A 26,264-nucleotide genomic window follows, 5' to 3' on the forward strand; every position below is an offset into this window, starting at 1 on the left:
TGCAGCCGCTTCCGGACATGGGATAACCAGTGCGGCGGCGAGCGGCAGAAAACAACGTGGTGACCAACGGGGGACCATGCATGCTCCGGCGGGATCAGTGGAAACGCTGGGATTGACCGCTGCTTCAGCGCTGAGCATCCGGCTTGCCGGTTTCGCGCCTGACGAGGCCTGTTTTCGAACATCGGACCCTGGCGGTCAATCCAAGTTCCCTGGTCTGGTGGGTACGCAGGCCTGGATTACAATCATGCTTTTGGACACGACCGGCGGCGATGCGGATTCTGCATACTTCGGACTGGCATCTGGGCCAGCATTTCATGGGCAAGAGCCGGCAGGCCGAGCATCAGGCGCTGATCGACTGGATGCTGGGCCAAGTCCAGGCGCAGGGCATCGATGCGGTGCTGGTCGCCGGTGACATTTTCGATACCGGTACTCCGCCCAGTTATGCACGCGAGCAGTACAGCCGGTTGGTGCTGGGTATGCACGCCTTGGGCGTGCCCTTGATTCTGCTGGCCGGCAATCATGATTCGGTGGCCACTTTGCAGGAGAGCGCCGGTCTGCTGCAGCCGCTGGGGGCGACGGTGATCGCCGCCAGCGGCCCGGCTGAGGAGCAGGTGCTGCTGCTGAACGACCGTGAAGGCCGGCCGGGCTGTCTGTTGTGTGCGATCCCCTTTGTCCGTCCCCGCGAGGTGATGGTCAGCGAGGCCGGGCAGAGCGCCGAAGACAAGCGTCGTGGACTGCAGCAGGCGATCCAGGCCTATTATATGGAGGTTTACAAGGCTGCTGTTGCCAGACGCGATGCGATCGAGGTCGATACCGGCCAGCGTCTTCCCATCATTGGCAGCGGTCATCTGACCACGGTCGGGGCCAGCGCCACCGAGTCGGTGCGCGAGATCTACGTGGGCTCGCTGGAAGCCTTTCCGACGGCGGCCTTTCCGCCGCTGGACTATATCGCCTTGGGGCATATCCATCGGCCGCAGAAGGTCGGCGGGCTGGAACAGGTCCGCTATTGCGGTTCGCCTCTGCCGCTGAGTTTCGATGAGGCAGGGCAGACCAAGCAGATGCTGCGCGTGGATCTGGATGCGCAAGGCCTGCAGTCGGTGACGGCACTCGAGGTGCCGCGCTTCCAGGTGCTGCGCAGTCTGAGCGGCGATCTTGCAGGCCTGCCCGCCCAGCTGGCCGAGGCTGCTGCCGAGGGTAGCGAGGCACGGCCGGTCTGGCTGGAAATCAGCGTGGCCAGGGACGATTATCTGGCCGATCTGCCGGCGCGGATCCAGGCCATGGCTGAAGGCCTGCCGCTGGAGATCCTGCGGATTCGCCGCCAGCGCGGACAGGCGGCCAGCGTGATGGCCGGTGAACTGGGCGAGACCCTGGATGCGCTGGGTCATGCCGAGGTCTTTGCCCGTCGACTGGATGGCGAGGAACTGCAGCCGGATCTGCGCGCCGAACTGGAAGCGCGCTATCGACGGATCGCGGCCGAGGTGGAGGGTGCCGCATGAAGATACTCGGTCTGCGTCTGAAAAACCTCAATGCCCTGAAAGGCGAGTGGCGTATCGATTTCACCCAGCCGCCTTTTGCCGATCAGGGCCTGTTCGCGATCACCGGCCCCACCGGTGCCGGCAAGTCCACCTTGCTGGATGCGATCTGTCTGGCGCTTTATCACCAGACGCCTAGGCTCAACACGGTGTCGAAAACCGACAACGAGATCATGACCCGGCATACCGCCGACTGTCTTGCCGAGGTGGAATTCGAGGTCAGAGGCGAGCGCTACCGTGCCTTCTGGAGTCAGCGACGCGCCCGCAACAAGATCGATGGCGCCTTGCAGGCGCCCGTGGTGGAACTGGCGCGGGGCGAGACCATTCTCAGCTCGCAGATCAAGGACAAACTCGAGCAGGTCCAGAGCATCAGCGGTCTGGACTTTGCCCGCTTCACCCGCTCCATGCTGCTGGCCCAGGGCGGGTTTGCGGCCTTTCTCAATGCCAGCGCCAATGAGCGGGCCGAACTGCTGGAAGAACTGACCGGCACCGAGATCTACGGCCTGATCTCAAAACAGGTCTATGAGCGCGCGCATCAGGCTGCCGAGGATGTATCCCGGCTGCAAGCCCATGCCGGTGGTGTCGAGCTGCTGGACGAGACGGCGCTGGCCGAGCGCCGGCAGCGCCTCGCGGCCCTGGCCAAGCAGCTTGAGGACATCGGGCGCCAGCGTGAGCCGCTGCAGGCACAGCATCGCTGGCGGCTGGCGGAAGCCGCGGCCGCCAGCGATGTGACCGTGGCCGAGGCAGCGCTGGACCAGGCCCGGCATGATCTGGATGCCGCTGCCGAAGACATGGCGCGTCTGGCCCAGGCGGCACCGGCCCAGGCGTTGGGCGGCGAATACCGGGCCTGGCAGCAGGTCGTGCGCGAGCAGGTCGGGATCGAGCAGGCGGCGCAGCGTCTGCGCCAGGCACTGGCGGAGGCTGAGCAGGGCCGGCAGCAGGCGCGGGGGCAGGCTTGCCGGCAAAGCGGTAAGCTGCTGGCGGCACGCCAGCGCGATGTGCAGGCATTGCAGCTGCGGCAGGGCGAATTGCGGCAATGGTGCGAGGCACATGCGGTCCGTGCCGAACTCAGGGAGCATATCGCCGGCTGGCAACCGCAGTTCGAGCAGCTGCAGCGACAGCGTCGGATGCTGGCGGCACTGCGTCAGCAGGGCGAGGCGGCCCAGGCCGAGCTGACCGTTCGTGGTGAGCGGCTGAAGCTGCAGCAACAGCAGCGGGACAGCTTGCAGGCCCAGAGCGGACCGCTGCAGCAGCAACTGGATGAGTGCCAGCGGCAACGCAAGTCGACGCTGGCGGGAGCCACGCCGGAGGAACTGGCCGCCAGCTGGCAGAACAGCAGTCAGCGGCTGTTGCGCTGGCAATTGCTGCAACGACTGGCCAGGGAACGGACCGAGCTGGATCAGCAACAGCAGAGCACGCAGGCGCAGCTGGAGCAGGCCGAAACCGGGCTGGCGGGGCTGCAGCCCCGCCAGCTGCGCCAGCAGATGGAACTGGACACCTTGCGCCAGCGTATCAGCGATCAGGAGACCTTGCTGAAACAGGCCGAACGCATCGCCAGCCTGGAAGCGCAGCGTGCACAATTGCAGGCCGGAGCGCCTTGTCCGTTGTGCGGAGCGCTGGAACATCCCTGGGCCGAGGCGCAGCCATGGCTGGATGAGAGTGCGACCCAGGCGCAGCTGGTCAGGCTGCAGGTGGAGGCCACCGAACTGGAGCAGCAGATGCGCCAGCAGGATCGGCAGCTCACCGAATGGCACCTGCGCATCGGGCAGTTGCAGCAGCAGAAGGCCGAGCTGGAACGTCGACTGCAAGCCTGGCTGGAAGAGTGGAGGCCCGTCAGCGCCGAGCTGGGGCTGGGTGCGCCGGATGGAGCTGTCCCCGCGGTGCTGGAGGCCGGCGTGAAGGCCGGGCAGGTCGAGCAAGCGGGGTTGCAGCAGCGCCTGGACGCGTTGGGGCGGTTGCGGGCAGAGATCGAGGCGCTGCAATCACGGCAGTCGGAGCAGGCCAGGGCCCTGGAGCTGCTGGAGCTGGGCCGCCATGAGGAAGCCGAACAGCGTAGTCGTGAGCAACTGGAGGATCTGCGCCAGCGCTTTGCCCAGGAACGCCAGGAGCTGGAGCAGCTGACACGCCAGTTGCATGCCTCCATCTGTGCGGCGGGCTGGCCTATCGAGGTCTTGCCTGAGGACGCCTCGGCCTGGCTGGCCGAACGGCGGACTGAAGCCGTGCAGTGGCAGCAGGTCCGGGAGCAGCTGCAGACGCTGGAAACGGATCTTCGTCGCGAGCAGCTGGCGCTGGAGCAGGCCGAACGTGACTGGCTTGCCTGGGGAGAGCCGCTGGACATGGAGGCGATGCCGCTGCCTGAGGCTGGCGGGCTTTCGGTGGAGGTCCTGCAGCAGGAACTGGAACAGGCACTCGCTGAACTGGGCAGGCAATCCGAACACTTGACTGCCCTGCAAGGCCGGCAGGTGGAGCTGGAGGCATCGCAGCGCCGACATGCCGAATTGCGCGATGAAGCCGATGCCAGCTGGCGGGCGGCACTGGCCGGAACACCCTATGCCGATACCCAGGCCTTTCTGCAGGCGCTGCTGCCGGACGACGTCTGGCAGCAGCTGTCGGCACGCAGGCAGGGGCTGGATCGGGGCTTGCAGCAGGCGGAGGCGGTGCTGGCCGCGGCCGGTGGCAAGCTGGCAAGCCTGCAGGCAGAGGCTTTGAGCGATCAGAGCGCCGAGAGCTTGTGGCAACGACTGGAGGCCTTGCGGCAGCAGGGCGAGCAGGCTCATGCCGAAGGCGGCGAGCTGCGTGGCCAGCTGGCTGAAGATAGCCGCCGGCGGGTCGGGCTGCAGGACTTGCTGGGGCAGATCGAGACCCAGCGCCATGAAGCCGATCTGTGGGAGCGGTTGAATGCCCTGATCGGCTCGGCCAAGGGCGACAAATACCGAAAGTTTGCCCAGGGCCTGACCCTGGACCATCTGCTGGCGCTGGCCAACCGCCAGCTGGAACGGCTGCATGCGCGCTATCTGCTCAGGCGGCGTGATCGCGGTGAGCTGGAGCTGGAAATCATCGACAGCTGGCAGGGCGATGCGGCCCGCGATACGCGTACCTTGTCGGGCGGCGAGAGTTTTCTGGTCAGTCTGGCGTTGGCGCTGGCCTTGTCCGATCTGGTCAGTCACAAGACATCGATCGATTCGCTGTTTCTGGACGAGGGCTTCGGAACCCTGGATGCCGATACCCTGGAAGTCGCCCTGGATGCACTCGACGCCTTGCATGCCAGCGGCAAGATGATCGGCGTGATCAGCCATGTCGAGGCGCTGAAGGAACGCATTCCGACCCAAATCCGGATCGACAAGGGCGGCGGCATCGGCCATTCCCGACTGAGTCTGCACGGTTCCGGGTTGTAAGCGGCCGCGCTTGATGGGGGAGGCATGAAAAGGCCCGGTGACCTTGTGGTCACCGGGCCCGGATCTGCGGGCGGCACTGCTTACCTGGCGCTGTCGTCCGGCAGGGCATAGGCCATGATGTAATCACCCGAACGGGTACCCAGGCCGCCATGGCCGCCGGCGGCGATCAGCACGTACTGCTTGCCGTCGACCTCATAGCTCATCGGTGTCGCCTGGCCGCCGGCGGGCAGGCGGGTCTTCCAGACCTCCTTGCCGTCCTTCAGCGAGAACGCACGCAGGTAGTCATCGGCGGTGGCACCCATGAAGATCAGACCGCTCCTGGTGACGATATTGCCGCCGATGTTGTACATGCCGGTGTTCAGCGGCAGATTGTTGTGGGTACGGAACGGGCCCGTATCACGGGTCGTGCCCACCGGGTGCTGCCAGACGATCTTCTTGCTGACAAGATCGATCGCCGTCAGCGTGCCCCAGACCGGACCCTTGCAGGGAATCTGCAACGGGTTCAACCAGGGGCCGGTGTAGGCCACATAAGGCGTGCCGTAATCCGGGGAGATCGACAAGGCATCCCCCTTGGCCGCTGGCTTGTTGCCCTTGCCATCCCATTTCGGGAGTACCCCGGAGGCTTCAACGGCCTGGCGGTGCTCAAGCCGGATCCGGAAGGGCAGATAGCTGGCATTGGCGATCAGCAGCTTGCGAACCGGATCGATGGTAGCGCCTTGCCAGTCGACCACGCCATAGAAGGCCGGGTAGACGATGGTGTCCTTTCCGACATGTGGCGGCGTGAACTGGCCTTCGTAGGCCGACTGACGGTACTGGATGCGGCAGCTCAGCTGATCCAGCATGGTGGCGCCCCACATATCCGATTCCTTCAGATCGGGCGGCGTCAATGAAGGAAGGCCTACTGCATAGGGTTGGGTCGGGGAAACCCAGTCACCGGCGGCGACACCCTGAGTCGGCACCTTCTTTTCCTCCACCGGATAACCGGGGACCGGCTTGCCGGTGCGGCGGTCCAGCACGAAGAACTCGCCACGCTTGGTGCTCTGGACCAGGGCCGGCACGTTCTGTCCGCTGCTGTCCGGCAGATCGACCAGGGACGGGCCGGCCGGAATATCCATGTCCCACAGATCATGGTGCACGGTCTGGAAGGTCCAGCGACGGGCGCCGGTCTCGATGTCCAGGGCAATGGTGGCGCTGGAAGTGGCTTCGTCGAAGGGGCGGCGGCTGCCACCCCAGTTGTCGGGCGGAGCATTGCCGGTCGGGATATAGAGCATGCCAAGCTTTGGATCGGCCGTATAGACGCCCCATGCATTGGGCGTGTCGCGGGTCAGCTCCTGGCCGGGTCCGGGCAGCCAGTTCTCCGGGGTATGGCCGGCATCCCAGGCCCAGACCATCTTGCCGGTGATGGCATCGTAGCCGCGGACCGCGCCGGAGGGCTCGAAATTGGCCTGGTTGTCGAAGACCCATCCGCCCAGCACGATGCGATTGTTGACCACCAGCGGCGGCGAAGTGACGAAGTGGAAGCCCAGTGGCACATTGCCCATGTGGTCGGTCAGCCACACCGAGCCATGGTCGCCGAAATCGTCGCAAGGTTTGCCGTCATCGGCATTGACGGCGACGATGCGCACGTCTGCCACTGGCGAGATGATGCGACGCGGGCAGCTGGTCCGGGTTCCGGCCGGCGCTTCGTAGTACGACACGCCACGGCAGGCCAGATAGACGTTGGCCGCGAGATTGTCCTTGTTTGGCTTGGGGTCGTACTTCCATTTGACCTTGCCGGTCTTGGCGTCGAGCGCCATCACCCAGTTGTGGGGGGTGCACATGTACAAGGTATCGCCGACTTTGATCGGCGTGACTTCCAGATTGAATTCGTGTCCCTGATCGGGGCCGGCGACCACGGCTTCGCCGGCCTGGGCGGTATCGCCGGTCCGGGTCTGCCAGGCCAGCTTGAGTCGCGAGATGTTGGCCGGAGTGATCTGGCTCAGTGGACTGTAGCGATCACCATGGGCCGTGCGTCCGTAGAACCTCCAGTCGCCGTCGGCCACCGAGTGATCAGCCTGGCCATCGGCGCGGGCGGCCAGATCGGCCTGACCGCTGACACCATAGGGATGCGCGGCCGCGATGGCGGCGGCCATCACCACTGCGGCAGCGCTGGCACCCAGGGCGAGGCTCGCTGCCCGGGCGCGGCCTTCCAGCTTGCGGCGAACCGGTGGCAGGATGAGCCACAGGCCCAGTACCAGCGGCATCAGCAGGCGTGGTTCAAGCGACCAGATATCGGCACCGACTTCATGCCAGGACCAGCCCAGAGTCAGCAGCAGATAGGCCGCATAAAGCCAGATCGCGGCCAGCTTGCGGCGCCACAAAAGGGTGGCGCATGCGATAAAGCCCAGACCTGCCAGCAGGTAGTACCAGGAGCCGCCCAGTCCGGCCAGCCAGCCGCCGCCGCCGACCAGAAACAGTCCGATCAAGACAAAGACCAGACTGGTGATCACCGGCTTGCGCCGGGATGTTGCTGCATTCATGTCATCGCACCTCGCGGTTGATTCAAACGCAGCATGTTGCGACCAATAGTCACGGGTGTCTAATATATTGTTCATGCATAAGCCACATAAAAATTATATGGTTCTGCGGTACTTGCGCTATTTCATGGCGGCTGCGGAACATTTGAACCTGACCCGAGCCGCCGCTGATCTGGGTATTGCCCAGCCGCCTTTCAGCCAGCAATTGCGCAAGCTGGAAGAGCTGCTGGGTGTCGCCTTGTTCGAGCGCCTGCCGCGCGGTCTGAAACTGACTTCGGCCGGCGAAGCTTTCGGGGCCGATATCCACAAGATGATGGAGCTGGTGGATCGAGCCAGTACTCGTGCCCGTCATGCTGGGCAAGGCCTGCATGGGACGATCAATGTCGGCTTCTGTCATTCGACGGTATTTCTGCGGCCGCTGGCCGAGATGATCCGGCACTACCGCAATGCCTGGCCGGGGGTCGAGCTGGATCCTTCGGAAGCGGGGACGCCGGAGCTGGTTTCGCAGGTCCGAAATGGCCGTCTGGATGCAGCGGTGATCCGTCTTCCTTACGGAGATCTGCAGGGGCTGCAAGTGCATCCGATCCTGTCCGAGCCGATGCTGATTGCCTCGCTGCCGGACGGCCGCGAGGCCACAGCTCCCAGGGATACCCTGGCGCGGCTGGCCGATCAGCCGCTGATCCTGTTTTCCCGCAGCGCCGGTCCGGATCTGCATGACAGTCTGGTCGAGGCCTGCCGCATCAGCGGCTTCGAGCCGCAGCTGACCCAGTCCTCATCGCATATCGCCTCGGCCCTGAATCTCGTGGCCGGCGGCTTTGGCTGGGCCATCGTGCCTGAATCGATTGCCGATTTGCATCGTGGGCTGATCGATTACCAGCCTCTGCGGCAGCCGCCACTGCAGACCACGGTGGCCCTGATTCACGAAGAGGGTGCCCCCCCCGCCGTGGGGAATCTGGCCCGGGCCATCGAACAGGGCTCTCGCGGCTGAATCCGGGCCACCGGTCCGCGCCACGGGCCCTGATCACGGTGTTGTTGCTCCGGTAGCCGTCATCCAGGGCCCGCAGAAAGGCGATGATATCGTCGATATCATGCTCCGTCATGGCTGGTGGCTGACCCGGCCTCCGATCAAACGGCGCATCGGTGGTATCGATATTGGCTCAATGCCGCCGGGGAGGCTTTGTTGTTGTTTGGGTGTCCCGTCGAGTCATGCGGATAGACCCGCTCCGCGGAGCTGCTGCGCAGGTTCCGGAACCTGAGTACATCAAGCAGATCGTGATACGCCCCATTCTGGAAATAGACGCCACGGCGAGCCGTGTTGTGCAGTGTCGGGGTCAGGAACATGCCTTGGCACTGGGTTTGAGCGGCCATGTCTCTGCGGATGTGGCCGCATAAGCCCGGATCGTCATGGCCCGGATTCTTGTTGATCGGCAGGGAAGTATTGCTTGGAACCGGCATGGTTTCGTATGGGGTGTCGGTCAACAAAGGCGGCAGATGACCGGGACTGGGCTGATTGGCATGACAGCCTGCGCAGTCGGCCTTGCGGGAACCAGTGAACAAGCAAAGACCGCTATATCGCGGAAACAGATCCGCGGCGCCATGGCCGCAGGCCAATTGCTCCGGGTTGCGGTTGTGCGTCGGGTCTTCGGTATGGGCCTGAGAGCGGTCCGGCCGGAACGGGTTGGACTTGTTCGGCCCATTGGCAGCTGCCGAAGCATTGCGATTGTGTTCCAGCAGATCGGTGTCCGGGCCATTGATAGGGGGAGTGTCGGCTTCAGCGATAAAGGCCGGTTCATCACGAGGGTCAAATACATGCGGGCAGGTGGCGAAACCATGGTCGAAGGATTCGTTCTCCCTGAAGATGATCACCAGATGCTTGATCGGCGTGACGGCAGGCCGGGCTTGTTCCGGTGACTCCGTGGCCCCGGCCGGCAGTGCGGTGATGGCCAGCAGCGAAAGGCCTGCATATGGCAGCAGGGCACGGGGCGACGGAGCAGGAAGGCATTCCGCTGAAGGGCTGGCGTCGAGCAAGGCGGCAGCCGGAGTCGGAGCTCGACGACGTCGAAAAGGACGGAGGCCTGTCCTCGCAGATGCGCAAGGGTTGAAGATGGCCTGTCAGCAGAGCACGGTGATATGAAGCTTTGACGACGCTGTCGTATTCGAGGCGGACATGCCGTCAGTCCCGACTGGGTCTGGGAGCGTACAGCCGGGACTGTTGCGGAGGTGGACGACGGTCAGCGCCGCAGGCGCGAGCTCAGGCCGGATCGAGCAGGGCGACGCCGGTCTTGGCGCTGAAATGTTCCGCATAGGCCTGGGCCAGCGGGCCGAACTTGACCCCTTCGACGATGGTCAGTGAGCGCAGCACGGGAAACAGGCTGAAGTCCGCCAGATTCAGGCCTTTGTGGGCAGCCAGCAGGGCTTCCAGCGCCTGCAGCTGGTGATTGATGTCGGCGATCCATTCCGGAGACTGCTCGATGAGGGCATCGAGATCGCCGAAAGCGCGGATTTCGCGGGCACGAAAGGCCTCGCGTGCCTCGGTAGTGGCCAGTTCAGGGAAGTCACCTTCGACGAAGCGGGGCACGGCCAGCCGGATGGTGATCCGCCACACCGACTTGACCCATGCCTCGATGGCTTCGTCGGTGCTGCCGTCCAGCAGTCGCGGGGCCTTGAGCTGGTCGGCGTAATGCACGATGTCCATGCTTTCCGGCATGTAGCTGCCGTCATCCTTCTGCAAGATGGGCGCGATCTTCTTGCCGACCATCCGGGTCGGGGTTTCGGCATCGCCTTCCATCAGGATTTCCAGCTCGAACGGCAGTTTCTTCAGGGCCAGTCCCATGCGGGCCTTCACGCAGAACGGGCAGTGATCATAGATGTAAAGTTTCATGTGTCGGACTCGTTGCAGGGTGAAGAAAACAAGGCGGACCGAAGGGGCCGGGCCGTCTCGAGGATGCGGCCAGATCGCGTCCCTCGACCAGCCTCGCAAAATGGCCATGCAGGTGACGAAGCGACAGCTCGCCATTCTGGCGACGCACGTGGTCGTCGGCATGCCCGAAAGGCTGGATGGCGACCAGATCGTCAGACGAGAGCTTGTCGGGCGCGGCACGGAAAGCCCGCCGTCCGCGGGTTTCGGCGATGCCGCCGGGCAGGGCCTTGCTGCCATCGTGTTTCGGCAAGGTCACGAGGGCATCCAGATCATGCGCGACGGCAACCGTGTCGAGCATGGCATCGATGCCGCGGGCATCGGAGAGCGAGTGCTGAGGATGTCGGGAGACCACTACTTGAGCGATACGGGCTCGGGTCTGCATGAGGGCTCCTTCACGACATGGTTGGGCCACGTTCCGGAACGCGCCGGACGGTAGCCAGGCCGGTCCGGCGAGCCGAAGGCGCGGAACCGGAGATCGATCCGGCAGGCCGGGAGACAGGGCTTAATGTAGTGGAGTTTGCGTGCCAGGGCCATGTCCCGAGCCGGCAGCGACGATGGCTGCAGGCGATCGCGGTCCGGATGCCGGCATCCGCCAGCCGCCGGCCGGCCGGCCGGCAAGCAAGGCATCACGCACGCCGGAGACGGTCCGGACCGGGCGCCAGCTTTTCGTCTGCATCGACGTACGTCCGGTCCGGAGTGCCGCCGCGCGCAGGTCGGTCGCTCAGGTGAATTTGACGGGGACATTCCAGCGGCGGCCCGTGGCGCGGCGGGGCCGCAGGCGGCGGATATCTCCGGTGCGGCGGGTGCTGCGTGGCGCAGGTCGGCAGCAGCGTGGCCTCACACCGGCGAAGCGAAACATTTATTTCTAAATCAGGCCCGAATTGGTTGAATCCACCTTAATTCGAAATGAATCATGCGATTGCGATTGACATTGGGTGTATAAGAAAGAAATCTAAAGCGACCTTTAGATTCTCTGGATTCCGGGGTGTGTGATGTATCGACCGATCGAGTCTGCAACACAGTTGGGGAAAATCATCCGTGATCAACGCAAGGGGCATGGCCTGCGCCAGGAAGACCTTGCCTCGATGATTGGCGTCAGTCACGTTTCATTGGCGCATATCGAGCAGGGCCGGCCCTCGGCCAAGCTGGGCAATCTGCTTGAGCTGATGAGTCAGCTCGGGTTGCGGCTGGTGATTGATGTGCCCGCCGAAGAGCGCGTTCTGGCCGCGGAGCCCTGAGATATTTCCGATGCCCGGCACGTGCCGGATCCGAGACGGGATCCATGGCCAACGCCCGGCCCTGGCCCTTGGGCGAACCGGTCTCGACCATCGGTGCGGCCATGGCGGGTTCGGACAGGTAGGCATCCGATCGGTGCAGGGATCGCGCCAGGCGCCGGAGGCGTGACGTGTGACACGGTCATTCCGTGATCTTGTCGTGGTGGAAAAATCTTTTCAGCACAGAGGCTTAAGATTCTTTGGCCGATGTCGATAACCCAAGGTTATCCAACGCTGAAGTAGACGGTCTGCGCCCCATGCCCTCGTTTGTACGTTTCGTGATGAAATTCCGGGTGGTCGCCATCATCACCCTTTGTCTGGTGATTCTGCAGCTGGGCTTTCTGCTCACCTCCGGTTATGCGGCCCGTGCCATCGTGCATGGCGACCATGCCGCCAGCCAGTTGATCGTTGATCAGGCCGACACGCTGGCCCTGGTCGATTCGATCAATCACATGCGTACTGTCCGGGCCGAAATGGGGGCTACGCTGGCCTATATCGAAGCCAAGGACCGCCAGCAGGCCGATTGGCAGCTGCAGCGAGCGGCCGACAAATTCAAGCTGGCGACGGATGCCCTGGCCCGTTACCGGCAGGCACCCGGCAAAACGCCCGACGAGATGGCTCTGCAGGCGGAGTTGGCGGCTGCCTTCACACGCTATGTCGATCAGGGAATACGGCCGCTGATGGCCGCGGCCAAGGCCGGTGATGCCGCCACCTACAACCGGCTGCTGACCGAGGTGGTGGCAAAAGATGACTTCGCCTACGAGCAGGTTCTGGACCGCGTGCTGGCCTGTCGCCAGCAGGCCGGCAAGCAATTGATCCTCCGGACCCACCAGCAAGCGGATGACTCGTTCCGGCTGCAGGCGATTGCCGCAGTGCTGCTGTTGCTGGTCGCCATCGGCATGCGCTGGATTCTGGTCCGCACCGTGGCCCGGCCGCTGCAAGTGGCCGAGCAGCTGGCGGATGCCGTGGCCCATGGCCAGCTGGGCCATCAGGTCGATCTGGTCGAAGGCAGTCGTCATGAGGTGAACAGCCTGCTGCACTCGCTGGCCGAGATGGATGCCAAGCTGGTGGCCATCGTGCAGCAGGTGCGCGGCAGCAGTGTCGAGATCAGCGCGGCCTCGGAACAGATCAGCCGCGGCAACGAGGATCTCAGCCAGCGCACCCAGTCCCAGGCGGCCAGTCTGGAGGAGACGGCCGCCACGATCGAGGAAATGACCAGCAGCCTGCGTCAGCATGCGGCGCATACGCGTGATGCCAATCAGCTGATGGGCACCAGTCGTGATCTGGCAGCCAGCGGTGACAAGACGTCCAAGGAAGCCATGGAGGCGATTCAGGCACTGGCCGATTCCAGCCGGCGCATGGCCGAAATCGTCGGAATGATGGATGAAATCGCCTTTCAGACCAATATCCTGGCGCTGAATGCCGCAGTGGAGGCGGCCCGCGCCGGCGAGCAAGGCCGCAGCTTCGCGGTGGTGGCCTCGGAGGTACGCGGGCTGGCCCAGCGCAGCGCAGGTGCAGCCAAGCAGGTGCGTGCACTGATCGAGGAGGGCAGTGCGCACATGGATTCCTGTGAAATTCTGACCCGCTCCAGCAATGACGGGCTGAGTCTGATTTTCGACAGCGTCGGCCAGATGTCCGACATCTTTGCCGAAGTCGCTGCCGCTACCGAGGAGCAGTCCGAATCCATCAGTCAGGTCAATCAGGCGGTGCTGCGGATGGACGACAACACCCAGCAGAATGCCGCTCTGGTCGAAGAAGCCAGTGCTGCGGCCCGGGCTTTGCATGAGCAGGCGCTGGATCTGGTCCGGCAGGTCGCCTTTTTCAAGATCAACTGAGGCCTGGGCGCGATGCCGGTGCGGGCTTCCGTTCACAGTGAATGGGTGAGCGAGAGCCGGCCGACCCGCTTGGTCGCCACCGACTGTCCGGTCATCCCGGAAGGCGGCGCCGCTTTGCCGCACGTGCCGGGCCAGACACTTGGATTCGGCATCAAGGCCACCATCTGGTGAGTATCGCTCCTGACGGGGCTGGCGCGGGAGGGCTTGTCATGGCCACCGGATTTGGCCCCGCTGACGGGGTTCAGGACACGATTCTGTCCAATCTGCTCAACGAGGTGGACCGCGTACGTGCGGCTCTGGACGGCGCAGGCAGCGAGCATTGCGAGGAATGCGGCGAGAAGATACCGCAGGCGCGCCGCAAGGCGATGCCCAGTGCGCGCTACTGCATCGCCTGCCAGGCGCGTCATGACCAGGGGGCGACCAGTCATTACAACCGCCGGGGTTCCAAGGACTCGCAGCTGCGCTGACAGGTCCGGGCTGGCCGTGCCAAACCGTATCGGTCGCCGCCATGCGGGGCCGGCGACGGCGTGGGCTGGCGCTTGTCTCTCGCGCAGCCCGCCTGAACGCTGCGAGCTGCCGGGACTTGAGCTGCCCGTCGTAGCAGATGATGATGGGGCCGAGCCGGAATCCGATGGTCGCGAATGGCGGGGTGCCTGCGATCGGGTCCGGGAGCTGCTGTGAATGGACTGTCCGTTCGGGAGACCCTCATGCCTGTGGAACGCGATCCAGTACCCGCTTTCATCTTGCGCCGCGATGCCGGCACCGGATCGGATCCGGTATCGCCTGATACGGATGGCGACAGTGTCGCCGAGCAGTCGTTGACGGATGAGGAGCGCGAACAGGTCGAGGACGGTCAGCCGCCACGTGCCCTGGTGCTGCATGAGTCGGTGCGGCTGCAGGGCGAGGAGGAGCTGGCCCGCCCGGTCGTGGCCTTGGCCTGGTCGGCTTTGGCGGCCGGTTTGTCGATGGGTTTTTCGCTGCTGGCGAGGGCGCTGTTGCGCAGTCATCTCGAGGGCGTGCCCGGTGGTTTTCTGATTGAAAACATCGGCTATTGCCTGGGCTTCGTGATCGTCATCCTGGGGCGGCAGCAGCTGTTTACCGAAAACACGATGACGGCCGTGCTGCCGTTGCTGTCGAGACCGAAACTGGCCGTGCTGGGGCAGCTGCTGAGGCTGTGGCTGGTGGTGCTGGTCGGCAACGTGGTCGGGGTGGCCATTTTCGCGGCCCTGCTGGCCCATACCGGCATGGTCGATGCCGGCTTGCGGCCTGTGATCGGAGCCATCTGCGAAGAAGTGATGAAGAATGCCCCGGGCCAGATGTTCGGCAAGGGCATTTTCTCCGGCTGGCTGATCGCGACGATGATCTGGATGGTCGCGGCCGCACCACGCCTGAAGCTGCCCATCATCCTGCTGATAACGTATCTGATCGCCATCGGCGGATTCACCCATATCGTGGTCGGATCCTGCGAGGTGCTGTATCTGGTGCTGACCGGTCAGCTGGGGCTGGCGGGCTATGCACTGGATTTCGCCCTGCCGACCCTGGCCGGCAACGTGGTCGGCGGCAGTTTCATCTTCGCGCTGATCAGTCACGCCCAGGTGCGCAGCGAGCATGGGTAGGGCCGCGGCGAACAACGGCCTTCTGCGGCGGGCGGCGGCGGGGCCGGGTACACTAGCCGGTTCCGAACAGGTTTCAAGGTGGAATGGCCATGAGCGAAAGCCGTGCCCTGACAGTGGATGATACGGCGCAGCAGGCTTTGTTCCATGCGTTGACGCGAGGTGGGCTGGCGCCGGTGAACGGGCCGACCCTGGTCTGGCGCGGCGTGCCAGGCCGTGGTCTGGAGATCGGCCGGGACTGGCAGTGGCTGCAGTCCTTCAAGCCGCATGCCGATGCGCTGATCGCCCAGGGGCGGTCGGTGCTCGAGGTCGAGCCCGAAGCGGGAAGTCAGGCTCAGGTGCTGCTGCTGGCACCGCGTCAGCGCGACGAGGCGCGGGCGGCCATGGCCAGGGCGCTGGATTGGCTGGCGCCTGGCGGCCGCTTGCTGGTGGCCGCGACCAACAATGAGGGCGCACGCAGCGTCATGACCGATCTGCAAGCCTTGTGCAGGCTGGATGGCGAATTGAGCAAGCACAAATGCCGGGTGGCCTGGGCCGTGCCGGACGAGGCTCGGGTCGATGCCGGCTTGCGTGCGGCCTGGGCCGGCATGGATGAGGTCAGAAAGGGGCCGGCGGGCTATTTCACCCGCCCGGGCCTGTTCGCGTGGGATCGGGTCGATGCCGCCTCCAGTCTGCTGCTCAGTCAGTTGCCGGCGGTTCTGGCCGGGCGGATGGCGGATCTGGGTGCCGGTTACGGCTTGCTGGCCGCGCATCTGCTGCGGCACTGCCCGGGGCTGAAATCGCTGGATCTCTACGAGGCCGAGGCACGCGCCCTGCCGGCAGCGCAACTGAACCTGCGGCAGGCGGCGACGGAGACCGGTCGCGAGGTACCGATCCGGTTGTTGTGGTCCGATGTCAGTCAGGGCCTGGACGGGCGCTACGAGGTGGTGGTCAGCAACCCGCCTTTTCATCTGGGACGGGCCGATGTGCCGGCGCTGGGGCAGGCCTTTATCCAGGCGGCGGCGGAGGCGCTGGTACCCTCGGGTCAGCTGTACCTGGTCGCCAACCGGCATTTGCCCTACGAGGATCTGCTGCGGCGACGTTTCGACGAGGTCAGAACCCTGGTCGACGCACAGGGTTTCAAGGTCATTCGCGCCACCGCCTTGCGTACCCGCTGAAAGCTCTGTGCCGCGCGCAGGTGGCATGACTACATATCTGAGTATCTTTCATGAAACTGATCAAACTGATTGCCAATCTCGGTTATGGCTCGCGCAAGCAGGTCACGGCCTGGTTCCGTCAGGGGCTGGTGACCGACGCCGAAGGCGAAGTGCTGTACGCCGATGACCAGCTTGGCGTCCATGCCGAACACGCGGATATCCGTTTTGACGGCGAGCCGCTGGATCCGCCGGCCGGCATGGTGATCATGCTGCACAAGCCGCTGGGGGTGACCTGCTCGCGCAAGGATCCGGGTCGGGTCATCTATGATCTGATGCCGCCGCGCTTCAGCCTGCGCAACCCGGCACTGTCCACGGTGGGCCGGTTGGATCGCGACACCTCGGGCCTGCTGCTGCTCACCGATGACGGCGCTCTGCTGCACAGGATCATTTCGCCCAAGGCCGAGATCGCCAAGGTCTACGAGGCGGAGCTGGCCAATGATCTCAGGGGCGACGAGGCGGCCATTTTCGCCGCCGGCACCCTGCTGCTGGAATCGGAGACCACGCCGCTGGCGCCGGCCGAATTGCAGGTGCTGGGGCCGCGCAAGGCCCGGCTGGTTCTGACCGAAGGGCGTTACCACCAGGTCCGGCGGATGTTCGCGGCGGTGGGCAACCACGTCGAACGTCTGCAGCGCATTGCCGTGGGCGGCATGGACATGGGCGGCCTGGAACCCGGGCAATGGCGTCTGCTGGGCGAGGACGAGGTCCGGCGTCTGTTCAAGCCGGCCGGAACCGAAGACTGAGTGTCTGCTGCAGCTGGCGCTGGCGTGCCAGTGCCCATTGCACATGCTCGCGGACCAGGTCCGAAGGATCCAGGGCACGGCTCATCAAGGCCGACCAGACGGCGGGTGTCGGCGTCGCATTGCCCAGGGCTACGGCGATATTGCGTGACCAGCCGGCATGGCCGGTCCGCCGGATCGCCATCCCCTGGGTGCGGTCCAGAAAGGTCGCTTCGCTCCAGCTGAACAGATCGATCAGCCGCGGGCCGTCCAGTTGATGGCGGGGGGCGAAGTCGGGCTCGGTGCTGAGCTGGGCAAACTTGTTCCATGGACAGACCAGCTGGCAGTCGTCGCAACCGAAGATGCGGTTGCCGATCGGCGCGCGCAGCGGCTCGGGAATCGAGCCCTGCAGCTCGATGGTCAGATAGGAAATGCAGCGCCGCGCATCCAGCCGGTAAGGGGCCACGATGGCCCGGGTGGGACAGATGTCGATGCAGCGGCTGCAACTGCCGCAATGCGCGCTGGCCGGTGCATCCACCGGCAGCGGCAGGTCGGTGTACAGCTCGCCGAGAAAAAAATACGAGCCGGCACGGCGGTTGATCACCACCGTGTGCTTGCCGATCCAGCCCAGGCCGGCATTGCGGGCCAGCGCCTTTTCCAGCACCGGCGCGGAGTCGACGAAAGCGCGGTAGCCGAAGTCGCCGGTGACTTCCCGGATCCGCTCGGCCAGTTTCTGCAGCCGGTTGCGCATCAGCTTGTGGTAGTCGCGCCCCAGTGCATAGCGGGCGACATAGCCGGCCGCGGGATCGGCAATCACCTCCCAGGCATGGGGCAAGCCGGGAGGGATATAGTCCATCCGCACCGAGATCACCCGCCGGGTGCCCGGCTCAAGTTCCGCCGGGCGGGCCCGTTTCATGCCGTGGCGGGCCATATAGTCCATCTCGCCATGAAAGCCTGCATCCAGCCAGCGTTGCAGATGGCCTTCATCGTCACCCAGCGCGACATCGGCAATGCCGGTGTCGGCAAAGCCCAGTTCGCCGGCCCAGTATTTGATGCGGCGGGCAAGGTGGTGATAGTCGATGGCGGAGGCAAGACTCATGCCGTCTATTGTAGGCAGGGGATGGCAGGCTCGCGAGCGGATGGGGCGATTGGCCCGGCCGCGGCCATCGTTGCGCCGGGCCTCTGCTGCCAGAGGCTGCATCATGTCCCGCCGGGGGATTTATACTGCCGGCATGACTGAGATTCTCGCTTCCCGGGCCGTGTACGGCACCGCCCAGATCCGCCAGCTGGAACGCCATGCCCTCGAGGTGTTGCAGCTGCCTGTCGATGCGCTGATGAAGCGGGCGGCCCAGGCCGCCTGGCAGCGGCTTCGATCCGAGTGGCCCTTGGCCCGTTCGCTGCTGGTCTGCTGCGGTCCAGGCAACAACGGCGGCGATGGCTGCCTGCTGGCGGCGCTTGCGAAGGCCGCCGATTGGCAGGTCGATGTCATTGCGCTGGCGCCGTTGACGGCATCCCATCCCGGTTTCGAGGCTCTGCAGAAAGCCGGAGTGCAGGTGCAGGTCCATGTACCGGGCCAGCCGCTGCCGCAGGCCGATCTGCAGGTGGACGCGATTTTCGGTATCGGCCTGAACCGGGCGCCGGAAGGACTGGCCGCCGATCTGATCCAGGCCTTGAATGCCGGTACGGTTCCGGTGCTGGCGCTGGACTGCCCCTCGGGTCTCAATGCCGATACCGGTGCCGCGCCGGGTGCGGTGGTACGGGCTGATGCAACCATCACTTTTCTGGCCGGCAAGTCCGGTCTGGTCACCGGCCAGGCCAGGGACTGGGCTGGTCGGCTGATCATCGAGCCGCTGGGACTGGAGGAGGCCGTGACGGCCTTGTCGCCGGTAGCGACGGCATTGCCTTGGCCACAGCTGCCGCCTCGCCCGCGTGCGATGCACAAAGGCCGCAATGGCCACCTGCTGGTGGTCGGCGGCGAACATGGCACGGGCGGGGCCGTGCATCTGACGGCGATGGCGGCCTTGCGCAGCGGTGCCGGTCTGGTCAGTGTGGCCACCCGCAGCGAGCAGGTGCTCGCCTTCAATACCCGTTGCCCCGAAGTGATGGCGCTCGGTGTCAATGGCCCGCCTGCACTGGAATCGATGCTGGAGAAGGTCACCGGTCTGGCGGTCGGTCCTGGCCTGGGCCAGGGCGCCTGGGGGCATGCCCTGTGGCTGACGGCGCTGGACAGCGGCAAGCCGATGGTGCTGGATGCCGACGGTCTGAACATGCTGGCCCAGGAGTCCCATGCCCTGCCCGGGCAGCTGGTGCTGACGCCTCATCCGGGCGAGGCGGCGCGTCTGTTGCACACCACGGTTCCCGATATCGAAGCGGACCGCTACGCCGCAGTGCGGGCGCTGGCGCAGCGATACCGGGCCGTGGTGGTGCTGAAGGGGGCGGGCAGCCTGATCGGCGATCCGGATGGGCGCATCGTCTACTGCCCCTGGGGCAATCCGGGTATGGCTGTCGGCGGTATGGGCGATACCCTGACCGGTATCATCGGCGCCTTGCTGGTACAGGGACATCATCCCTGGGAGGCTGCCGGACTGGGGGTTGCCCTGCATGCGCTGGCGGGCGACCGCGCGGCCCGTGCCGGGGAGCGCGGCCTGCTGCCCACGGATCTGCTGCCCGAGCTGCGGGCTCTGGTCAATGGACAGGCTCATGCTTGAGAAGGCGCCTGCATTCAGACGGGTACTGGACACCGAAGCCGAGACCCGCGCGCTGGCCCAAGGGCTAGCCGGAGCGATCACCCCGACGGGATTGAGCGTGGAACTGCACGGGCCGCTGGGGGCGGGCAAAAGCAGCTTCTCGCGGGCCTTGCTGCAGCATCTGGGGGTGACCGGGCGGATCAAGAGTCCGACCTACAGTCTGGTCGAGTCCTATCCCTGGACCCATGGCACGGCCTGGCACTTGGATCTTTACCGGATTGCCGATCCGGGCGAGCTGGAGTGGCTGGGACTGGAATCCCTGGCCGATCCCGGGGCCATCGTGCTGGTGGAATGGCCCGATCAGGGGCGCGGCATGCTGCCAGCCGCCGATCTGCGTATCGATCTGGGCTATGCCGGTGAAGGGCGGGAGGCGCGACTGGCGGCCTTGTCCCCGCGTGGCGAAGCCGTGCTGAAAACGTTGCGGCCGGATTGAACCGGCCGCAACGGGGTGCTTGATCTTCAGCAGTGGAGAGCCCATCGGGCTTCCACCGCCGGGTTTCATCAGAAGTGGTAGGTGGCCGTCAGCGACAGCAGGTCGCCGCTGTCTTCGAAATAGCCGTTCATAATGCCAGCACCTAGCAGGACCTGATTCTGCTGGCTGACGCGGACATTGCTGACGAACTGATGCTGATAGCCCATATCCAGCTTCAGCTTGCGGGTCGCCTGATAGCCGAAGCCCACGCCGACGATCTTGCGGCTGCCATCGGGCAGGCGCGGGTCGCGGGTGCCGTCCACGGTCGGGGTCTCGTCGTAGGCGATACCGGCGTGCAGGGTCCAGCGATCGGTAAAGCGGTAATCGCCGCCGATCGAGTACATCCAGGCATCCTTGTTGTTCTGCGGCAGACTGACCAGCTGCTTGCCATTGCTGCTCAGGGCCAGGTCCTTGAAGGTGCCCCAGCCGGTCCACTGCGCCGAGGCGCCCAGGGTAAAGCGCGAGTTGAAGATATGCAGGTAGTCGAAGTTGGCGGTCGCCGGGATATCCAGACGAGCGGAGCCACGGCCGGTCAGGCCTACGCCAGGCATGGCCGCTCCGATCAATGCCAGCCCGGTCGCGCTGCCACTCAGGTTGTAGGTACCCGACAAGGTGTTCTGGATTCGCGAATGGTAGCTGGCGCCGATGCGATCACGGTCAGTGGGCTTGTATTCGAAGCCGAACACGTAGCCGACTTCCACACTGCGCTTGGCATTGACATTCAGATAGACGTCGGCGGCCTGCGGCGGTACCGGCCGGCCCAGCAGGCTGGCTGTGCTGCCGGCATCGATGGTGGTACCGATGGTGGCTCGGGTATAGGAGGCGATCACGCCCAGACCCATCGAGAACTCGTCATTGACCTTGTAGCCGGCTGACAGCGTCGCCTGATAATTGCGGATGGCCGTGCGGTTGCCGAAATAGCGGCCCGCCCAGTTGCTGTTGTAATGGCTGGACAGGGCGTAAGGCACATTGAAGCTGGTGCCGATCACCAGATGGTCATTGATCTTGAAGGCCGATGCGCCGTTGCCCATGAACTTGGGCCGGCCGAAACCGTCCGGATTGCTGCCGCTGATCGGCTTGCCGGCATAGTCGGTGAAGTTGCCCTGAAACTTGGCCGTCGGGCGGAGGCCCATGAAGGTGGTCTCGTGAACCGACTCGGTGAAGAAACCCAGGGCGGCGGGGTTGCTGTAGGCGGCAGTCGGATCATTGTCATACAGCGAGCCGCCGGCGCCGGCGCGGCCGAGGGTGGCGGCGCTGCCGACGGGCAGCTGGAAGGAGGCGGCCTGGGCCAGTGCCGGCAGACCCAGAGCGGCGATGATGGCGACGCTGATGGCGATGCGGGCGGAAGCGGCCGACCCGGACTTTTGGCGGGGGAGGGTAAAGTTCAAGATCGTGTCTCCTGATAATTAAACGTCGTGGCCCGGGTTCGGCCGTGTGCCGTGGGGACGGCGGTCAGGCGGATGCGCTCAGCAGCTTGGTGCTGCCGGACGGATCCGATGGAGGGGGAAGGCCTCGGGGCCGGCGGCATCAGCGCCGGCCGGCAGTGAGTGGGGAGCGGTGTGGCGACCGTCGATCCCTGGTCGATACCCGAACCTGTGTTGAGCACAGACCGAGCGGGCTTCAAATACGTCCATGGCAAGCCTCGTATGGGGTCGTCACCTGACGTGACGGCGGCCCTGCAATTGTTGGCTAAACGTTATTTGAGTGCCGCCATCTCGGCAAGGCGCACTGCAATAGGTTCGAGTGATCGTGCGTTTCCCCCACATGGCCGCCATCGTTGTGGCGCAAGCGGCTGTAAATCAAGGCAGTTGTTTCAAATTCATGGCAATCGCGGACGGTCGGGCTTCGTGCACGAGGCCTCTTGCCTGCCGGATCTGCTGCAACGCGCCACCGGTGGCCGCCGCCCATGCGCCGAATTCTACTGGGGAGTCGTCCGTACTGGCCAGTATGTCGGCGGATCAGCTCGCGGGGAGCGGATGGACACGGCCGCAACGGCTGCAGGTGCGCGCCTGCAGGGAGCCGTAAAACCGGCTGAACAAGGGCGGCAGATCAGCCTCGATGTCCTGCAGCGCGAAGGAGGCTTCGAACAGCTTGTGATTGCAGTCAGGGCAGTACCAGATCATGCCGTCCAGCTCGTGGGCGAGTCGTTTGCGTTCGACCACCAGACCGATCGAGCCGGCCATGCGTCGTGGCGAATGCGGGACCTGCGGTGGCAGATAGAACATTTCACCGGCACGGATCGGGATATCCCGGCACTGACCCTGGTCCTGCACCTTCAGCACCATCTCGCCCTCCATCTGGTAGAACAGCTCGGGACCTTCATCGACATGGTAGTCGGTGCGGCTGTTGGGGCCGCCCACGATCATGATGATGAAGTCGCCATCGACGATGCACTTGTTGCCGACGGGCGGCTTCAGCAAATGCCGGTTCGTCTCGATCCAGGCCTGCAGATTGAAGGGCGGGGCCAGCGTCATGGGCGTTTCCAAGGGTGCTTGGGACTAGGCCGGCGGAGTCGGCTGACTCCGCCGGCGAGGTTCAGCCCTGGGAGGAGGGCTGTTCCGATCGGTCGGCCGGCTCCGGCTTGGCCACCGGTTCGGTGGTCGCCGGCGGTGCGGACTCGGCCGCCCCTGATTCCGCCGGTCCGGCTTGCCGGGGCACAGGCGCCGGCTCGGAGGTCGCGGTTTCAGCCACTTCGAAGCTGGCAACGGGCTCGGGTACGGCCTTGGCCGTTGCCGGTACTGCCATGACCGGAGCCATGGGCTTGGTCGGCTCGGGCACGGCCACGGCCACGACGTCCGTGGCGGCCTCGACCGTTGCGGCGGCGGGAGCGGGCTTGGCTTCGACCTTGGCTTCGACGACATCGGATTTGACGACATCGGCTGCGATGGCGCTGGTCTCCGACTTTGCCGGCTGGCTGGTGGCCGCAGGGGTGACCGATGCCGGGGTCACGGCAGGCGCGACGACTGGCGGGGCGGGTACCGGCCGCTCCGGCGCAGGTGACGGCCGCGTCGGCCCGGTCACCGTCACCGGCTCGGCCACGACCTCGACCTTGGCAGGCGTCGCGGGAAGCACTGCAGCGGGCCTGTCGATCGGGGGCGTCACGGCCTGGGCTTCACGGCCTTCGGTCGGGACCGGCGGCAACATGGGCAGATCCAGGCTCCGGTTTTCGCCACGCTCCGGGCGGCCGTCGCTGCCAGAGTCGGGCTCGACGGCCGGTTGACGGGGCTGGCGAGGCTGACGGGGCTTGCGCGGTGCCTTGGGGGTGGTGTCCGCAGGCGCCTCGGTGGCGACGGCATCGTCCTTGTCGGCGGTCGCATCATCACCTTCGTTGCCGGTTGCTTCGGTTGCTTCGGTCGATTCCGTGCCGGGCAGACCGTCTTCCGGACGACGACGACGACGACCGCCGCGGCGGCCGCGACGTCGCCGCGAGGTGCCGCTTCCGGTTTCACCCTGGTCGCTCTGGTCGGCGATTTCGGACGGGTTCGCTATGGCGTTTTCAGCCGTGACGGCCTGCTCAGGCGGCACGTCGTCGACGGGTACGGGAGCCGGTGCCGGCTTCGGTTCGGTTTCGACAGCCGGCGAATTTTCCGGCTTGCGAACCTGCTCCTGACGAACACGGTTCTGTTGACGGGTTTTGTTTTCATCCCCCTCGACCGCAGTCTCGGCCGCGTTCTGGCGAGGCGGGCGGGGCGGCTTGGGAGCCGCCTGTCGAGCCTGGACGTCGTTGCGTTCGTTTCTTTCGGGACGTTCGGTCTTTTCCGGACGTTCCTGGCGTTCCGCCCGCTCGCCACGCTCCGGACGTTCGTTGCGATTGCGCTTGGCGTTGTTGCCATGCTTGGCCGGGTTCGATGCACGATCCTGGCGCTCACCGCGCTCACCGCGCTCACCGCGCTCACCGCGATTGCCACGACCGTTCTGGCCGGAACCATCCTGCGAGTCGTCGTTGCGGCTTGAGCGGCGATCTTCGCGCGACGGACGCTGGCCGCGCCCGTTGCCGGTTTCGGCCGGATTCGACCGTGCGCGCCCCTTTTCGCTGGCGACCGGGGCGGCGGTGGCTTCGGGTTCCGCAGCCGCGGGAGCCCGCAGCCAGGAGAACAGTCGCGAGAACAGTCCGCCCTGCGGTGCGCTCGCCGTCGGACGGGCTGCGGGAGCCGCTGCCACGGGGGCGGCGGCCTCGGCTTCCTCGCGGACCGGTGCAGGGCTGGCCGGCATGATGCCGCTGACGGCGGGCTGCTCGCTGCTGCCCAGCGCCTGACCCATTTTCGGGATCGGCGTGGCGCTGACCGCGGTCAGGCGCTCGTAGCTGGGTTTGGAATGCTCACCCATGTCCACTTCACGGATGCGCTGGATCTCGATGTGCGGAGTCTGCAGCTTGCGATCGGCCACGACGACGACATGCACCTTGTGGCGCATCTCGATCTCGACCACGCTGGCCCGCTTCTCGTTCAACATGTAGTTGGCGACGGTCGGCGGGGCCTGCACCAGGACCTGCCCGGTGTTGTCCTTCATCGCGTGCTCTTCGATCAGACGCAGGGTCGAGAGCGCCAGCGATTCGACGCTGCGGATATGACCATGGCCCTCGCAACGCGGGCAGACGATCTGGGTCGCTTCGCCCAGCGAGGGGCGCAGGCGTTGACGCGACATTTCCAGCAGTCCGAAACGCGAGATGCGGCCGACCTGGATGCGGGCTCGGTCCAGCTTCAGGGCGCTCTTCAGTTGCTCTTCCACTTCGCGCTGGTGCTTGGGGCTGTCCATGTCGATGAAGTCGATCACGATCAGTCCGCCGGTATCGCGGATGCGCGCCTGGCGAGCGATTTCCACCGCCGCTTCCAGGTTGGTGTTGAAGGCGGTTTCCTCGATGTCGCCACCCTTGGTGGCGCGCGCCGAGTTGATGTCGATCGAGGTCAGCGCCTCGGTCTGATCGATCACGATCGAACCGCCGGAGGGCAGCCTGACCTGGCGCTCGAAGGCGCTCTCGATCTGGGTTTCGATCTGATAGCGCGAGAACAGCGGGGTATCGTCCTGGTACAGCTTCAGCTTGCGCAGGGAGTTGGGCATCACCTGCTGCATGAACTGGCGTGCATCGTTGTACAGCGACTCCTCGTCGATCAGGATTTCGCCGATGTCATTGCGCAGATAGTCGCGCAGGGCGCGGATGAACAGCTTCGATTCCTGATAGATCAGGAAGGGCGCGCGCTGGGCGCTGGCCGCCTGGGAAATGGCTTTCCACAGCTGCAGGAGATAGTCCAGATCCCATTGCAGCTCCTCGGCGTCGCGGCCCAGGCCGGCGGTACGCACGATCAGACCGACCGAATCGGGCACCGTCAGGTGCTCCAGGGCTTCCTTCAGGGCCTGCCTGTCCTCGCCCTCGATACGACGGGAGACACCGCCGGCCTTGGGGTTGTTCGGCATCAGCACCATGTAGCGGCCGGCCAGACTGATGAAGGTGGTCAGGGCCGCGCCCTTGTTGCCACGCTCTTCCTTTTCGACCTGGACGACCAGTTCCTGGCCTTCCTTCAGCAGTTCGCGGATGCCGGCCTTGTGCGGGTCCACGCCCGGGGTGAAGTATTCGCGGGCGACTTCCTTCAGCGACAGAAAGCCGTGGCGCTCGCCGCCGTAATCGATGAAACAGGCTTCCAGCGAGGGTTCGACGCGGGTGATGCGACCTTTGTAGATATTGGCTTTTTTCTGTTCCCGTGATGGGATTTCAATGTCCAGATCATATAATGTCTGGCCATCGACGATAGCCACACGCAACTCCTCACGCTGAGTTGCGTTGATCAACATACGCTTCATTTGTCAGTTCCTTTCAAGCGGCTCCGCGCATCGTTCGGTCGGGTGGCGCCTGTGATGGCGGCCTGCCCGTCCTCGCGTTGCAGCGCGAGCGGTAAACCAGTCGGCACCCATAACCAGGTACCGGTGAAATTCTGCAGCAGCGTCTGCATGCCCGTACACTTCGGCGGCGGACAAACACCAAGCCGAACCGTTACGATGACAGGGTCGATGATGTCGTTTCCTGAAGGGAAGGACGCATGACGATGGACGCGT

The 26,264-nt window shown here is 65.0% G+C and carries 20 protein-coding genes; 12 read left to right on the top strand and 8 right to left on the bottom strand.

The window, feature by feature from the left end; translation table 11 throughout:
• Positions 1-269 precede the first annotated feature (269 nt).
• Together sbcD and FRAAU_RS04265 are read left to right on the top strand one after the other, a co-directional pair.
• Positions 270-1,496, top strand: coding sequence for an exonuclease subunit SbcD (gene sbcD / locus FRAAU_RS04260; RefSeq protein WP_014402339.1), 1,227 nt, complete (start codon positions 270-272; stop codon positions 1,494-1,496).
• Positions 1,493-4,927 (top strand): AAA family ATPase, encoded by a 3,435-nt coding sequence (locus FRAAU_RS04265; RefSeq protein WP_014402340.1) that lies wholly within the window; start codon positions 1,493-1,495, stop codon positions 4,925-4,927. Before sbcD ends, FRAAU_RS04265 begins: the two co-directional genes overlap by 4 nt.
• A gap of 80 nt (positions 4,928-5,007) precedes the next feature.
• On the opposite strand, the gene FRAAU_RS04270 is transcribed toward FRAAU_RS04265, so the two are convergent.
• Complete coding sequence (locus tag FRAAU_RS04270) at positions 5,008-7,446, bottom strand: membrane-bound PQQ-dependent dehydrogenase, glucose/quinate/shikimate family (protein WP_014402341.1); 2,439 nt, start codon at positions 7,444-7,446, stop codon at positions 5,008-5,010.
• 97 nt (positions 7,447-7,543) lie between these two features.
• On the opposite strand from FRAAU_RS04270, the gene FRAAU_RS04275 reads away from it, so the two are divergent.
• The gene (locus FRAAU_RS04275) at positions 7,544-8,431 is read left to right on the top strand and encodes a LysR family transcriptional regulator (protein WP_041270365.1); all 888 of its coding nucleotides are present in this window, start codon (positions 7,544-7,546) and stop codon (positions 8,429-8,431) included.
• 137 nt (positions 8,432-8,568) lie between these two features.
• Here the strand turns inward: FRAAU_RS04275 and FRAAU_RS16320 are convergent, their stop codons facing one another.
• A complete protein-coding gene (locus FRAAU_RS16320) occupies positions 8,569-9,471 on the bottom strand; it encodes an alkaline phosphatase family protein (protein WP_052317785.1) in 903 nt (300 codons plus the stop codon).
• Positions 9,472-9,694: 223 nt separating this feature from the next.
• The gene (gene grxB, locus FRAAU_RS04285) at positions 9,695-10,324 is read right to left on the bottom strand and encodes a glutaredoxin 2 (RefSeq protein WP_014402343.1); all 630 of its coding nucleotides are present in this window, start codon (positions 10,322-10,324) and stop codon (positions 9,695-9,697) included.
• Positions 10,325-10,424: 100 nt separating this feature from the next.
• Between grxB and FRAAU_RS04290 the strand changes: the two genes are divergently transcribed.
• From FRAAU_RS04290 to FRAAU_RS04325, 7 genes are all read left to right on the top strand, one after another.
• Positions 10,425-10,799, top strand: coding sequence for a hypothetical protein (locus FRAAU_RS04290; protein ID WP_041270366.1), 375 nt, complete (start codon positions 10,425-10,427; stop codon positions 10,797-10,799).
• A 586-nt stretch (positions 10,800-11,385) separates the two neighbouring features.
• Positions 11,386-11,601 carry a helix-turn-helix domain-containing protein gene (locus FRAAU_RS04300; RefSeq protein WP_169314746.1) on the top strand — a complete coding sequence of 72 codons (216 nt, stop codon included), beginning with the start codon at positions 11,386-11,388 and terminating at the stop codon, positions 11,599-11,601.
• 293 nt (positions 11,602-11,894) lie between these two features.
• Positions 11,895-13,472, top strand: coding sequence for a methyl-accepting chemotaxis protein (locus FRAAU_RS04305; RefSeq protein WP_014402345.1), 1,578 nt, complete (start codon positions 11,895-11,897; stop codon positions 13,470-13,472).
• 209 nt (positions 13,473-13,681) lie between these two features.
• Positions 13,682-13,939 carry a DksA/TraR family C4-type zinc finger protein gene (locus tag FRAAU_RS04310; RefSeq protein ID WP_014402347.1) on the top strand — a complete coding sequence of 86 codons (258 nt, stop codon included), beginning with the start codon at positions 13,682-13,684 and terminating at the stop codon, positions 13,937-13,939.
• A 240-nt stretch (positions 13,940-14,179) separates the two neighbouring features.
• Entirely contained in the window at positions 14,180-15,088 is a 909-nt protein-coding gene (locus FRAAU_RS04315) for a formate/nitrite transporter family protein (protein WP_014402348.1), read from the top strand.
• Positions 15,089-15,177: 89 nt separating this feature from the next.
• Positions 15,178-16,242: a class I SAM-dependent methyltransferase gene (locus FRAAU_RS04320; protein WP_014402349.1), complete on the top strand. Its 1,065-nt coding sequence runs from the start codon at positions 15,178-15,180 to the stop codon at positions 16,240-16,242.
• Positions 16,243-16,292: 50 nt separating this feature from the next.
• Positions 16,293-17,021: a pseudouridine synthase gene (locus FRAAU_RS04325; protein WP_014402350.1), complete on the top strand. Its 729-nt coding sequence runs from the start codon at positions 16,293-16,295 to the stop codon at positions 17,019-17,021.
• Here the strand turns inward: FRAAU_RS04325 and queG are convergent.
• Positions 16,996-18,096 (bottom strand): tRNA epoxyqueuosine(34) reductase QueG, encoded by a 1,101-nt coding sequence (queG, locus tag FRAAU_RS04330; protein ID WP_041270830.1) that lies wholly within the window; start codon positions 18,094-18,096, stop codon positions 16,996-16,998. The genes FRAAU_RS04325 and queG overlap by 26 nt on opposite strands.
• A gap of 133 nt (positions 18,097-18,229) precedes the next feature.
• Here queG and FRAAU_RS04335 point away from each other — a divergent pair, with 133 nt between their 5' ends.
• Both FRAAU_RS04335 and tsaE read left to right on the top strand, forming a co-directional pair.
• The gene (locus tag FRAAU_RS04335; protein ID WP_041270368.1) at positions 18,230-19,705 is read left to right on the top strand and encodes a bifunctional ADP-dependent NAD(P)H-hydrate dehydratase/NAD(P)H-hydrate epimerase; all 1,476 of its coding nucleotides are present in this window, start codon (positions 18,230-18,232) and stop codon (positions 19,703-19,705) included.
• Positions 19,698-20,177 carry a tRNA (adenosine(37)-N6)-threonylcarbamoyltransferase complex ATPase subunit type 1 TsaE gene (gene tsaE, locus FRAAU_RS04340; protein WP_014402353.1) on the top strand — a complete coding sequence of 160 codons (480 nt, stop codon included), beginning with the start codon at positions 19,698-19,700 and terminating at the stop codon, positions 20,175-20,177. Before FRAAU_RS04335 ends, tsaE begins: the two co-directional genes overlap by 8 nt.
• 68 nt (positions 20,178-20,245) lie before the next feature.
• On the opposite strand, the gene FRAAU_RS04345 is transcribed toward tsaE, so the two are convergent.
• The 4 genes from FRAAU_RS04345 to FRAAU_RS17125 all read right to left on the bottom strand — a co-directional run bounded on the left by FRAAU_RS04345 (position 20,246) and on the right by FRAAU_RS17125 (position 26,161).
• Complete coding sequence (locus tag FRAAU_RS04345; RefSeq protein ID WP_014402354.1) at positions 20,246-21,604, bottom strand: OmpP1/FadL family transporter; 1,359 nt, start codon at positions 21,602-21,604, stop codon at positions 20,246-20,248.
• Positions 21,605-22,174: 570 nt separating this feature from the next.
• Positions 22,175-22,690, bottom strand: coding sequence for a 3-hydroxyanthranilate 3,4-dioxygenase (locus tag FRAAU_RS04350; RefSeq protein ID WP_014402355.1), 516 nt, complete (start codon positions 22,688-22,690; stop codon positions 22,175-22,177).
• A 61-nt stretch (positions 22,691-22,751) separates the two neighbouring features.
• A complete protein-coding gene (locus FRAAU_RS04355; RefSeq protein WP_014402356.1) occupies positions 22,752-26,012 on the bottom strand; it encodes an Rne/Rng family ribonuclease in 3,261 nt (1,086 codons plus the stop codon).
• Positions 26,009-26,161 (bottom strand): hypothetical protein, encoded by a 153-nt coding sequence (locus tag FRAAU_RS17125; RefSeq protein ID WP_156803333.1) that lies wholly within the window; start codon positions 26,159-26,161, stop codon positions 26,009-26,011. Before FRAAU_RS17125 ends, FRAAU_RS04355 begins: the two co-directional genes overlap by 4 nt.
• Positions 26,162-26,264: the final 103 nt, after the last annotated feature.

Origin of the sequence: Frateuria aurantia DSM 6220, assembly GCF_000242255.2 — a bacterium.
Taxonomy (GTDB): domain Bacteria; phylum Pseudomonadota; class Gammaproteobacteria; order Xanthomonadales; family Rhodanobacteraceae; genus Frateuria; species Frateuria aurantia.